An 11,910-nucleotide genomic window follows, 5' to 3' on the forward strand; every position below is an offset into this window, starting at 1 on the left:
AAGTTTTTCCGTCTGGAATTGCCTCAGAGCCCCAGCGCGCCCGCGATCTTGGGCGCGGCTTCGCGCCAGTCCTGCACGACGATGACGTCGTTCGCGACCGGCGGCAGGAACGCGCGCAGCGAATTGTCGGCCATCAAGTGGAAAAGATCCGCGTCGGCCACCGCTTCCCGCACCGACGCCAGATTGTGCGGCTGATCGTCGACGAAGACCACCGGCCGGCCGCTGTTGCCGCGCAACATGGCCACTGCCGGTCCTTTGGCCATCTCGGTGGTCAACAGCGGATAGCCTAGCCCAAGGGTATCGAGATGGGCCCGGCGCACGGCGCGATGCCTGTGCGGCATGGCGGTCAAGAGGATAATTTCCGCGCGGCCGCCAAGCCCCGCCAAGGCTTCCGCCGCGCCATCTGTGATGCTCTGCCAATCGGCCTGCGCGTCGAAGAAGTCGCTCAGAAGCGCCGTGACCTCGCGCTGTTCGATCAGCCGGCCGCTGGCGGTTTCGGCAATGTTGCCGGTCAGGCGGAAGGAGGCCAGCGTCAGGCCGTAACCGCGCGACTTGAGGAAGTCCGGGAAGGGCCGGATGAATTCGAGCACCACATCGTCGACATCGAGCACCAGCAATGGCCTGTCGTCGGCCGCCAGCTCCTCGATCTGGCGCGCGGTCTCCGGATCGTCGCTCATATGGAATGCTCGTGATTGTCGTCGCCGAGCGGCAGCGCCCGCAATGCCTTGCCGACGGCTGCCGGCGGCGTGCCGGTTTCCTCGGCAAAGCGCATCAGGGTCGGCTCGTGGGCGAGAATGAACTGCAGGACGCCGGCCAGAAAACCCGGCTCGCCGGCGGCCCGGCGGATCGAATGCGCCTCTATCCCGGTGATCGCCAGGAAACGCGGCAACAGCTCCGGATCGGAGGCGACGAAGCCCAGTGCCTTGACGGCAATGGTTTCAGCCTCTTCGCGCATTGACGCCGCGTTTGCCATCACTACCTTCGGTGTGTGGAATGAGTCTCTCCCGCAGTAATGGCAAGATCTGCTTGCGGCAAGCCTTTACAGCGCGGCGCGCCTTTTGGACGTGCGGGAGGCGAGGTGGAATTCGCGACGCTTTGCAGCCCGAGGGTTTCCGTTTCGTCAATCATATTGCCGTATAGTGAAGCAGGGTTTGGTGCGTTCAAGGGAAGTTCGCATGACGGCCGCCTTCGAGCGGAGGGACGGCCGAGACGGGATGTCGATGCCTAAGAAGGTCATGATCGTCGAGGACAATGAGCTCAACATGAAGCTCTTTCGGGACCTCATAGAAGCAAGCGGCTACGAGACAGTGCGCACCCGCAACGGTCTGGAGGCCCTCGACCTGGCGCGCCAGCATCGGCCGGATCTCATCCTGATGGACATCCAATTGCCTGAAGTGTCGGGACTGGAAGTGACCAAATGGCTGAAGGAAGACGACGATTTGCATGTCATCCCGGTCATCGCCGTGACCGCCTTCGCCATGAAGGGCGACGAAGAGCGCATCCGCCAGGGCGGCTGCGAGGCCTATATTTCGAAGCCGATCTCGGTGCCGCGTTTCATCGAAACCATCAAATCCTACCTGGGCGATGCCTGATGCGCCCTTCCAGCCGAGCCGGAGCCTGATGAAATGACCGCGCGGATCCTCGTCGTCGACGACATCCCTGCCAATGTGAGGCTGCTGGAGGTCCGGCTGCTGGCCGAGTATTTCGAGGTGCTGACCGCCACCAACGGGCCCGATGCGATCGAGACCTGCGAGAACGGCAAGGTCGACGTCGTGCTGCTCGACGTGATGATGCCCGACATGGACGGGTTCGAGGTCTGCCGCCGGTTGAAGAGCGATCCGGCGACGTCGCACATCCCGGTGGTGATGATCACCGCGCTCGACCAGGTTTCCGACCGCGTGCGCGGGCTCGAGGCCGGCGCCGACGACTTCCTGACCAAGCCGGTCAACGACCTGCAGCTGATGACGCGCGTCAAAAGCCTGGTCCGGCTGAAATCGCTGACCGACGAACTCAGGCTGCGCGCCTCGACGACGCGCAACATCGGCATCGAGGAACTGCTCAGCCGCAATTTCGCCTCCGAGGACACGGTGCCGAAAGTGCTTTTGATCGACGAACGCAAATCGTCCGTCGAGCGCGTCCAGAAGATGCTGCGCGACCGCGCCGACCTCGACGTCACCAGCGATCCGCATGCCGGTTTCTTCCAGGCTGCCGAGACACCCTATGAATGCGTGATGATCTCGACGGCGTTCGCCGATTTCGACCCGCTCAGGCTCTGCTCGCAGCTGCGTTCGCTCGACCGCACCCGTTTTGTGCCGATCATCCTTTTGGCGGAGGAGGGCGAGGAGGAGCGCATCATCCGTGGCCTCGAGCTCGGCATCAACGACTACCTGATGCGGCCGATCGACCAGCAGGAGCTGACGGCGCGGCTGCGCACCCAGGTGCGCCGCAAGCGCTACAACGACCAATTGCGCGCTAGTGTCACCCAGACCATCGAAATGGCGGTGACCGACGGCCTGACCGGGCTGCACAACCGCCGCTATCTCGACAGCCATCTGCAGACGCTGTTCGACCGCGCCGTGGCGCGGCGCCGGCCGCTTTCGGTGATGATCACCGATCTCGACCGCTTCAAGGCGATCAACGACACGCATGGCCATGACGGCGGCGACGAGGTGCTGCGGGAGTTCGCGCGGCGGCTGCGCAAGAACGTTCGCGGCATCGACCTTGCCTGCCGGTTCGGCGGCGAGGAGTTCGTGGTGGTGATGCCGGATACCGAAGGCGCCGTGGCCGAGAAGGTGGCCGAACGCATCCGCGCTGAAATCGCCCAACAGCCGTTTTCCATCAACGCCGACGGCAAGACGATCGAGGTCACGGTCAGCGTTGGCGTGTCGTCGGTTCTAAAGGGGGTGGATACGGTGGCGGCGCTGATGAAGCGCGCCGATCTCGCGCTCTATGAAGCCAAGAGCGGCGGCCGCAACCGCGTCGTCGCCAAGGCGGCGTAGCGCCAAGGCCCGATTATCCAGTCAACCCGACAGGGTTACCTGTTTACCTTAATCCAAGCGATTTCCGAGCGTTGGTTAAGAAAGTGTTGATTTTCATAAGCTCTTGCGCAAGTGTGCTGGTCAAGACGAAGCCGGCGCGAGGATAGATAGCCGGCTCGATCCCCAGAATACCCCATGATGCTCAGGTCCGCCGCATCTCCTGGGTCCGTGGGGTCGGCCGGCCGGCGCTGGCAAATAGTGGCCTCCTCGTACCGCTGCCAAACGCCGACCGGCCCCCTTCCTGAAAATGACATCAGGACTCTGCGCCAAGCCTCGGACGTTTCGGGGTTTTTTGCGACGAAAAATCTCGACGCTTCCTGGACCGTGAGGGCTTAATCGCTTGTGGCGCACTGCCACGCGGCAATGCGAGGATCTTACGCCGTTCACGAAGGGGAGGGAGAGTCCTTGCCTCTCCATTTCATACATATGGCGCACAAGGGGCTTGCTTCAAGGCCCCGTTCCTCCCGTAAAACCCCGGCGCAAGCCAATGGAAACGGGAGTGACGAGAATGCTTGTACCGACAGACGGATCGCTTCGCGATTATGCGGTGGTGATTGCCGGAGGCGGCCCGACCGGGCTGATGCTGGCGGGTGAACTGGCGCTAGCGGGCATCGACGTCGCCATTGTCGAACGGCGCCCGACCCAGCAGCTGATCGGTTTGCGCGCGGGTGGTCTGCACGCACGCACGATCGAGGTTCTCGATCAGCGCGGAATTGCCGATCGGTTCCTCTCGCAGGGGCAGTGCTTCCCGACCGTCGGCTTCCACATGATCCGCTTGGACATCAGCGACTTTCCCAGCCGGCACAATCATCTGCTGGCGCTGCGGCAAAACCATATCGAGCGGATATTGGCCGACTGGGTCGCAGAGTTAGAGGTGCCGATCTATCGCGGACAGGAAGTCACCGGTTTTGCGCAGGATGATGACGGTGTCGACCTGGAGCTGTCCGGTGGCCGACGGATAAGGGCGCAGTACCTCGTCGGATGCGACGGAGGACGCAGCACGATCCGCAAGGCGGCGGGTATCGAGTTCGCCGGATGGGATCCGACGATGAGCTGGATGATCGCCGAGGTCGAGATGTCCAGGGAACCGCCATTGGGCTTTCGCAGCGACGCCTGCGGAATTCATGCGATAGGCAAGATCGAGGAAGGCGGTCGGGTAGGTGTCGTTCTGACCGAGCGGCAACTGACTGCCGGCGGCGAGCCGACGCTGCGCGAATTCCGTGAGGCACTCACAGCCATCTACGGCACCGATTACGGCGCCCACAGTCCGACTTGGATATCCAGGTTCACCGACATGGCACGTCAGGCCGCGGCTTACCGCGACAGGCGCGTGCTGCTGGCCGGTGATGCCGCGCATATCCATCCCCCGATGGGCGGGCAGGGGCTCAATATCGGCGTGCAGGACGCGGTCAATCTGGGGTGGAAGCTGGCCCAGGTGGTCAAGGGAACCTCACCGGAAAGCCTGCTCGACAGCTACCACGCCGAGCGCCACCCGATTGCCGCCCGCGTCCTGCGCAACACAATGGCGCAGGTCGCGCTTCGTCGCACGGATGACCGTACTGACGCTTTGGGCGATATCGTCACCGAGCTTCTCGCGATAGACGAGCCCCGCAAACGGATCGCCGCGGAAATGTCGGGCCTGGGCGTTCATTACGATCTCGGCGAGGGGCATCCCTTGCTTGGGCGGCGCATGCCCGACCTCGATCTGGCGACCGCCGGCGGCCCGTTGCGGGTATTCTCCTTGCTGCACGATGCGCGACCGGTGCTGATCAATTTTGGCGGGTCGGGCAGGCTGGACATCGCGCCCTGGGCGGATCGGGTCCGGCAGGTCGAGGCAGCCTATGACGGCGACTGGGAACTCCCAGCGCTTGGGGCGGTCGCCGCACCAGATGCCGTTTTGATCCGGCCCGATGGATATGTGGCCTGGGTTGGGGTTGGAACCGAGCAGGGATTGGCTGATGCGCTAGCCACTTGGTTCGGGCCGCCGGCCAATTAGCACGTACGATCGAAGCTCGTTGGCGCGACCTCGTGAAACGCACCTGCTTCGCGACCTTAAACGCGATGAGGCGAGCACCTCCTGACAACCGATTGACAGGAGTTGCTGTCTGTGCAGAATTGGTTGGACCATTGGACCACTTGGAGTAGTCGTGGACCAGAACAGCCTGCCACCCATTCAGACGACGGCGCGCGATGACGCCGTGCTGAAGGCGTTGGTGGGCTTTGTTCGTGCCGAGGCCCTGCAGCCGGGCGAGCGGCTTCCGACCGAGCGTATCTTGGCCGAACGGCTCAAGGTCAGCCGCAACACGGTGCGCGAGGCGCTGACGCGGTGGGAGGGGCTCGGCCTCGTCGAACGCCGGCAAGGCAGCGGCACCTATCTGAAGGCGGCCGTGTCACCCGACATGCTGCACATGCCGCTGACGTTTGCCGGCGGCAACGACTTCACCAGCCTGATGCAGACGCTGGAAATCCGCCGCGCGCTGGAGGCCGAGGCTGCCGCATTGTGCGCCGAGCGCGCAAGTCCGTCCGACATCGCCGAGATCGAGCGCAAGCTCGACATTATGGAGCAGGCGTTTCGCACCCGCGACGGCATGTCCTCGGAAGAGGACTGGGAATTCCACCAGGCGATCTACCGCGTCTCAGGTAATCCGCTGTTCGAACAGATCATCGCCGCCATGCACGAGCTGTTCCATCGCTTCTGGGAGCATCCGCTCGGCGTGCGGGATTTCGGCCACGCCAGCTTTCCCTATCACCGCACCATCTACGAATGCATTGCCGCGGGCGATTCCCAGGGCGCCCGCGCCGAGGCGCTCAAGCTGATCGCTACTGTTGAGGACGATCTGAAGCGCGGTGCCGCCAAACTCAAACTTTCGAGCCAGACATGAACGAGCATCCGACCGGTTTCGATCACGACTATCTCGCCGAGGCCGCGACGCTGCTGGCGCATGATGAGCCGTTTCCGGGCGGCGCGGTGGTGCCGCCGATCTACCAGACTTCGCTGTTCACGTTCGCCAACTATGCCGAGATGGCCGATACCTTTGCCGGCAAACGAAAGCAGCCGATCTATTCGCGGGGCGACAATCCGACCGTGATGGAGTTCGAGGCACGCGTGGCGGCGCTTGAAGGTGCGGAAGCGGCGCGCGGCTTTTCGAGCGGCATGGCGGCGATCAGCGCGACGGTGCTTGCCTTCGTTGGCGCGGGCGAGCGCATCGTAGCGGTGCGCAACTGCTACGGCGATGCCTACCGGCTGTTCGAGCGGCTGTTGCCGCGGCTCAACATCAAGGTCGACTACGTCGACGGATCCGATCCGGATGCCGTTGCGGCGGCGCTGCCCGGCGCCAAACTGCTTTATCTGGAAAGTCCGACCTCGATGCTGTTCGAGCTGCAAGACCTGCCGCACCTGACCCGGCTGGCCAGGGAGCAGGGCATCGTCACCACCATCGACAATTCCTGGGCGACGCCGGTGTTCCAGAAGCCGATCTCGCACGGCGTCGACCTCGTCCTGCATTCGGCCTCGAAATATCTGGGCGGCCACAGCGACACCGTCGCCGGCGTGGTGGCGGGTTCGGCCGCGCACATCAAGCATATCAACGAGCAGACCTATTCCTATCTCGGCGGCAAGCTGTCGCCGTTCGAGGCTTGGCTTTTGCTGCGCGGCTTGCGCACGCTGCCGCTGCGCCTGCCGCACCACATGAAGAGCGGCCTGACCATCGCCGACCGGCTGAAGGCGCATGGAAATGTCGAACGCGTCAACCATCCGGCCTATTCCAACCATCCGGGCAAGGCGACGCTGGCCGGCTATGCCGGCCTGTTCTCCTTCGAGGTGACGGAGGATATCGACATCCCGATCTTCGTCGATGCGCTGAAGTTTTTCCGCATCGGCGTCAGCTGGGGCGGCCATGAGAGCTTGGTCGTGCCGGCCAAGGCGTCGCTGGAACAGACGCCGGGACTGAATTCGATGGCGCGCTTCGGCGTCAGCCCCCGAACCATCCGCTTCAATGTCGGATTGGAAAGTGTCGAAGACCTGTGGGCCGACGTGGCCCAGGCCTTCGAAAAAGCCAGAAAACAACAAGCGGGTTCAAAATGGGAGTCTTGAACATGAAAAAACTGACCGTCATGCTTGCCACCGTTGCGGGGCTGGCGATTTCCGCCGGCGGCGCGCTGGCCGATTCGACCCTGAAGATGGTCGAAGTCATCACCAGCCCGCCGCGCACCGAATTCCTGAAGAAGCAGATCGCAGAGTTCGAAGCCGCCAATCCCGGCGTCAAGGTCGAGCTGATCTCGCTGCCCTGGGGCCAGGCCTTCGAAAAATTCCTGACCATGGTGCAGGCCGGCGACACGCCCGACGTGGTCGAGATGCCGGAACGCTGGATGGGCCTCTATGCCAATAACGCCCAGCTCGAGGATCTCGGCCCTTATATGGCCAAATGGGACGACGCCAAGACGCTGGGCGACCGCGCCAAGCAGTTCGGCTCGACCGTCAACAACACCCAGTTCATGATCCCCTACGGCTACTATGTGAACGCGCTGTTCTGGAACAAGAAGCTGTTCAAGGAGGCAGGTCTGGACGGCCCGCCGGCGACGCTCGACGAATTCGTCGCCGACTCCAAGAAGATCTCCGCCATTCCAGGCAAATACGGCTACTGCCTGCGCGGCGGGCCGGGCGCCTTCAATGGCATGCACATGTTCATGAACATCGCTCAAGGCAAGGGTGGCTACTTCAACGAGGATGGCACCTCGACCATCAACGAAGAGGGATCGGTCAAGGGCCTGCAGATGCTGGCCGACATGTACAAGGACGGGCTGGCGCCGAAGGATGCGGTGAGCTGGGGCTTCAACGAGACCGTCACCGGCTTCTATTCCGGCACTTGCGCCATGCTCAACCAGGATCCCGACGCGCTGCTCGGTATCGCCGACAAGATGAGCGCCGACGATTTCGCGGTGGCGCCGCTGCCGGTCGGGCCGAGTGGCAAATCCTATCCGACGCTGGGGTATGCCGGCTGGGCGATGTTCGCCAATTCCCAGCACAAGGATGACGCCTGGAAGCTGATGTCGACGCTGCTGTCGCCGAAGGACAATCTGGAATGGGCCAAGGAGGTTGGCGTCGTCCCGATCCACAAAGGTGCCGACCAGGATCCGCATTTCAAGACCGAGCAGTTCAAAGGCTGGTTCACGGAGCTCAGCGACAGCTCTAAATATGAGATGGTGACGCCGCCGACGCATCTGGAGAACCTCGGCAACTTCGTCGACCAGGTGGCGATCAAAAATTTCCAGGAAGTGCTGCTTGGTCAGAAGACCGCCAAGGATGTCGCCGACCAGTGGGCTGCCTTCCTGACCAAGGAACAGCAGGACTGGATGGCGAAGAACAAGAAATAAGCGCGTTCTTTCCTTCTCCCCGTTCACGGGGAGAAGGTGTCACGAAGTGACGGATGAGGGGCGGCGGTAGTTCTGCCTACTTTGCGCTGCCCCTCATCTGCCTGCCGGCATCTTCTCCCCGTATAGAGATGGGGAGAAGGACGCTGTCCCCCGCCGCCGCCCAGGGAGCCGTTCCTCAGCCAATGACCTATGCCGTTCCCGAAATACGATCCGCCGGCAAGCCTCGAAGGAAGCGGCTGTCGCACGCCGCTATCGAGCCCTGGCTCTATCTCAGCCCGGCGATCATCCTGCTGGTCGTGGTGCTTTTGGTGCCGCTGGTCATCGGCATCAGCTATTCGTTCCGTAAATTCTCCGCCTTCAAGTCGGAATATGTCGGGCTCGGCCAGTACCAGGCGATGCTGTCGGACCAGGTGCTGGGGCAGGCGCTGGTCAACACGCTGTGGTGGACGGCCGCCAGCCTGTTCTTCCAGTTCTTCCTCGGCCTTGGCCTGGCGATGCTGCTCGACAAGCCGTTCCGGGGCCGCAAGGCGGTGCAGGCGCTGGTCTTCCTGCCCTGGGCGGTGCCGTCCTTCCTGTCGGGCCTGACATGGGCCTGGCTGTTCAACCCGATCATCGGTCCGCTGCCGCACTGGCTGTTCGCCTTGGGGCTGAAGGCCGAGCCGACCAACGTGCTGTCCGATCCCTCGACCGCGATGTGGGGGCCGATCGTCGCCAATATCTGGTTCGGCATCCCGTTCTTCGCCATTACCTTGCTGGCGGCGCTGAAATCGATCCCGTCGGAACTGCATGAGGCGGCGGCGATCGACGGCGCCTCGCCCTGGCAGCGCTTCACCAAGGTGACATTGCCGTTCCTGGCGCCGACCATTGCCATCACCGTGATGTTGCGCACCATCTGGATCGCCACCTTCGCCGACCTGATCTTCGTCATGACCGAGGGCGGTCCGGCCGGCTCGACCAACACGGTACCGGTCTACATCTATGTCAGCGCCTTCAAGTCGCTGGACAAGGGCTATGCCTCGGCGGTGGCCGTGCTGCTGCTTGTCCTGCTCATTGCCTATGCTATCGCGCTGATCGCCATCCGCCGCACACTGGTGAGGCACGTCTGATGATTGCAGGACGCTCAGCCTCGCAACGCTTCTTCGGCGGCATCGGCCTCTACGCGGCCATCGCCGCTTACGTGATCTTCGCCCTGTTCCCGATCTACTGGACGCTGAAGATATCGGTCACGCCGGAGCGGCTCCTCTATTCCGAAGGCATCACCTTCTGGCCATCGCAAATGACGTTGCAGAATTTCGTCACCGTGCTCGAAGCCACCGATTTCCCGCGCTATTTCCTCAACAGCGTCATCGTCTCGGTATCGACGGCAGCCCTGGTGACGGTCATTGCGACGCTCGCCGGCTACGCCATGTCGCGCTTCACCTTTCGCGGCAAGGCGGCACTGGCGCTGATGCTGCTTTTGACCCAGACCTTTCCGCTGGTGATGGTCATCCCGCCGATCTACCGCGTCATGGGGCAGATCGGCCTGATCAACAGCCTGACCGGGCTGATCATCATCTACACCGCTTTCAACACCGCGTTCGCGACCTTCCTGATGCAGTCCTTCTTCGACGGCATCCCCAAGGATTTGGAGGAAGCGGCGATGATCGACGGCTGTACCCGAGCGCAGGCAATGCGCAAGGTGATCGTGCCGCTGACGCTGCCCGGCATGGGTGCGACGCTGGGCTTCGTCTTCACCGCCGCCTGGAGCGAGCTTCTGTTCGCCCTGATGCTGATTTCCAGCGACGACCAGAAGACTTTTGCCGTCGGCTTGCTGACCTTCATCGGCAAGTTCGCCGTCGACTGGGGGCAGATGATGGCGGCGTCGATCCTGGCGCTGATCCCGGTCTGCATCTTCTTCGCCTTCCTGCAACGCTATCTCGTCACCGGCCTGACCGCCGGCGCCGTCAAAGGATAGATCGATGGCCTCTGTTACACTCGAAAAAGTCCGCAAGGATTATGGCGCCGTCCGCGTCCTGCATGCGGTCGATCTTGAAATCGCCGATGGCGAATTCGTTGTCCTGGTCGGGCCGTCAGGTTGCGGCAAGTCAACCTTGCTGCGGATGATCGCCGGGCTGGAGGAGGCTTCCGGCGGCGAGATCCGCATCGGCGAGCGGCTGGTCAACGACGTGGCCCCCAAGGACCGCGACATCGCTATGGTGTTCCAGTCCTACGCACTCTATCCGCACATGGACGTGTCGAAGAACATGGGCTTCAGCCTGATTCTGCGCAAAGCCGAGAAGCCGGCGATCGATGCGCGGGTGGATGGCGCGGCCAAACGGCTGGGGTTGGACACTTTCCTGCAGCGCCTGCCGCGGCAATTGTCCGGCGGCCAGCGCCAGCGCGTTGCCATGGGCCGCGCCATCGTGCGCGATCCCAAGGTCTTCCTGTTCGACGAGCCGCTGTCGAACCTCGACGCCAAGCTGCGCGTCCACATGCGTGCCGAAATCAAGGCGCTGCACCAGCAGTTGAAGACGACCTCGGTCTACGTCACCCACGACCAGATCGAGGCGATGACCATGGCCGACCGCATCGTGGTCATGCATGACGGGCTGATCCAGCAGGTCGGGGCGCCGCTCGATCTCTACGATCGCCCGGCCAACATGTTCGTAGCCGGTTTCATCGGCTCGCCGGGCATGAATTTCCTGCCGGCGACGGTCCGCAAGGACGGGAAGTCGGACGCCGTGCTGGCCGACGGCCAGACACTGCGACTGCCAGACGGACTGCCGCTCGGGGATGGCGATGCCATCACCGTCGGTCTGCGGCCCGAGCACATCAGGCTGGACGACGGTGGTGCGCTGCAAGGCGAGGTGGGGGTGGTGGAACCGCTCGGCCTGTCGACGCAGTTCTACGTCAAGCTGGCCAACCAGCAGCTTTGCGTCTTTGCCATGGGCCGTGCCGGCGTGAAACCTGGCGACACCGTGCGGCTGGCGGCCGATCCGGCGGCGCTGCATCTGTTCGACCCGAAAAGCGGCGATCGCGTCGGTTGAAGGAACTCGGCCGGGCATTTCGGCCTGCAATCTCTGGAACAAAAAAGCCGCCCGGTGGGCGGCGTTTTCGTCTAGAAAGGGAAAACCCAGATTACTTGATCTTGGTTTCCTTGAATTCGACGTGCTTCTTGGCGACCGGGTCGTACTTACGGAACGACAGCTTGTCGGTCTTGGTGCGGCTGTTCTTGCTGGTCACGTAGAAGAAACCGGTGTCGGCGGTCGACAGAAGCTTGATCTTGATGTTTGCGGCTTTGGCCATGATATCAGTCCGTTATGTTCGTGGGGTTTTGGCCGCTGGAGCACGGGAAAACACCCGGACGCGGGAAACTTGGCGCGACATGTAAAGAACGTGCCCGGAAAGTCAAGCCCGGCGATACCCTCTCTTCCTTCTCCCCCTGTGGGAGAAGGTGGATCGGCGCGCAGCGCCGAGACGGTTGAGGGGTGGGTGACGGAGTGCCGTCGGCGCCAAGCTG

General features: G+C 62.9%; 12 protein-coding genes. 9 read left to right on the forward strand and 3 right to left on the reverse strand.

Translation table 11 applies throughout. The features are described from left to right. Positions 1-23: 23 nt before the first annotated feature. Together LB577_RS22500 and LB577_RS22505 are read right to left on the reverse strand one after the other, a co-directional pair. The gene (locus LB577_RS22500; protein WP_224688489.1) at positions 24-677 is read right to left on the reverse strand and encodes a DUF2608 domain-containing protein; all 654 of its coding nucleotides are present in this window, start codon (positions 675-677) and stop codon (positions 24-26) included. Then, on the reverse strand, positions 674-973 hold the full coding sequence (locus tag LB577_RS22505; protein WP_013895207.1) for a DUF3572 domain-containing protein: 300 nt from the start codon (positions 971-973) through the stop codon (positions 674-676). The genes LB577_RS22500 and LB577_RS22505 overlap by 4 nt, the downstream gene beginning before the upstream one ends. Before the next feature lie 247 nt (positions 974-1,220). Between LB577_RS22505 and LB577_RS22510 the strand changes: the two genes are divergently transcribed. The 9 genes from LB577_RS22510 to LB577_RS22550 all read left to right on the forward strand — a co-directional run bounded on the left by LB577_RS22510 (position 1,221) and on the right by LB577_RS22550 (position 11,437). Continuing rightward, on the forward strand, positions 1,221-1,592 hold the full coding sequence (locus tag LB577_RS22510) for a response regulator (protein ID WP_006334976.1): 372 nt from the start codon (positions 1,221-1,223) through the stop codon (positions 1,590-1,592). 33 nt (positions 1,593-1,625) lie between these two features. Further along, positions 1,626-2,999 carry a PleD family two-component system response regulator gene (locus LB577_RS22515; protein ID WP_224688490.1) on the forward strand — a complete coding sequence of 458 codons (1,374 nt, stop codon included), beginning with the start codon at positions 1,626-1,628 and terminating at the stop codon, positions 2,997-2,999. 619 nt (positions 3,000-3,618) lie between these two features. After that, positions 3,619-5,034, forward strand: a complete 1,416-nt coding sequence (locus tag LB577_RS22520) for an FAD-dependent monooxygenase (RefSeq protein ID WP_249490899.1) — start codon at positions 3,619-3,621, stop codon at positions 5,032-5,034. Positions 5,035-5,185: 151 nt separating this feature from the next. Next, positions 5,186-5,920, forward strand: a complete 735-nt coding sequence (locus tag LB577_RS22525; RefSeq protein WP_224688492.1) for a FadR/GntR family transcriptional regulator — start codon at positions 5,186-5,188, stop codon at positions 5,918-5,920. Continuing rightward, on the forward strand, positions 5,917-7,131 hold the full coding sequence (locus LB577_RS22530; RefSeq protein WP_224688495.1) for a PLP-dependent transferase: 1,215 nt from the start codon (positions 5,917-5,919) through the stop codon (positions 7,129-7,131). The genes LB577_RS22525 and LB577_RS22530 overlap by 4 nt, the downstream gene beginning before the upstream one ends. Before the next feature lie 2 nt (positions 7,132-7,133). Then, positions 7,134-8,411, forward strand: a complete 1,278-nt coding sequence (locus tag LB577_RS22535; protein ID WP_224688498.1) for an ABC transporter substrate-binding protein — start codon at positions 7,134-7,136, stop codon at positions 8,409-8,411. A gap of 182 nt (positions 8,412-8,593) precedes the next feature. Continuing rightward, positions 8,594-9,517 carry a carbohydrate ABC transporter permease gene (locus LB577_RS22540; protein ID WP_224688500.1) on the forward strand — a complete coding sequence of 308 codons (924 nt, stop codon included), beginning with the start codon at positions 8,594-8,596 and terminating at the stop codon, positions 9,515-9,517. After that, complete coding sequence (locus LB577_RS22545) at positions 9,517-10,365, forward strand: carbohydrate ABC transporter permease (protein WP_013895215.1); 849 nt, start codon at positions 9,517-9,519, stop codon at positions 10,363-10,365. Before LB577_RS22540 ends, LB577_RS22545 begins: the two co-directional genes overlap by 1 nt. A gap of 4 nt (positions 10,366-10,369) precedes the next feature. Beyond that, positions 10,370-11,437 carry an ABC transporter ATP-binding protein gene (locus LB577_RS22550; RefSeq protein WP_224688501.1) on the forward strand — a complete coding sequence of 356 codons (1,068 nt, stop codon included), beginning with the start codon at positions 10,370-10,372 and terminating at the stop codon, positions 11,435-11,437. Positions 11,438-11,528: 91 nt separating this feature from the next. On the opposite strand, the gene rpmG is transcribed toward LB577_RS22550, so the two are convergent. Continuing rightward, positions 11,529-11,696 (reverse strand): 50S ribosomal protein L33, encoded by a 168-nt coding sequence (gene rpmG, locus LB577_RS22555; protein WP_006201775.1) that lies wholly within the window; start codon positions 11,694-11,696, stop codon positions 11,529-11,531. Positions 11,697-11,910: the final 214 nt, after the last annotated feature.

This window comes from Mesorhizobium sp. B283B1A, assembly GCF_020165735.1.
In the GTDB taxonomy this organism is placed as follows: Bacteria; Pseudomonadota; Alphaproteobacteria; order Rhizobiales; family Rhizobiaceae; genus Mesorhizobium; species Mesorhizobium opportunistum.